Raw genomic sequence first — 427 nt, forward strand, 5'->3', positions numbered from 1 at the left:
GGTTTCATCCAGGGAAAAGCCCGCGAGCACGCAACGGACATTGCGGATATTGGACATGTAGTCCACAAACCGCGACGAGCTGTAGGCCGACGGCAGCGGGTGCTCGAACGTCATTTCTCCCGGCCGCGGCTTCGCCTCCGCGATCCAATCGGTCAGCCTGGATGCCGGATTGAACCAGGCCGCCTGCGCGATGCGCTTCAGATGCATCACCGGCCAGAGATTGACGCGCCACAGCGTCAGCATTTCCACGCAGCGCGCGGTGGCGTCATCGCCGTCGAGGATGACGTGGCGACGTCCTGGGGTCAGGTATTCGACCTGGAGATCCGCGCAGACCAGGATCGGCGGATCGTCGGTGATGGAAACCAGCATGGTTTTGCGCGCAGCTGCACCAGTTTCAGCGGCCGGCGAGCGCGACGTCCCGCAGCGG

At 64.2% G+C, this 427-nt stretch carries 1 protein-coding gene; it reads right to left on the reverse strand.

Translation table 11 applies throughout. The features are described from left to right. Positions 1-369, reverse strand: a 369-nt coding sequence (locus tag GWG65_RS40350) for an isochorismatase family protein (protein ID WP_275200938.1), incomplete at its 3' end; no start/stop codon positions are given. Positions 370-427: the final 58 nt, after the last annotated feature.

Origin of the sequence: Bradyrhizobium sp. CSA207 (assembly GCF_029051685.1) — a bacterium.
Taxonomy (GTDB): domain Bacteria; phylum Pseudomonadota; class Alphaproteobacteria; order Rhizobiales; family Xanthobacteraceae; genus Bradyrhizobium.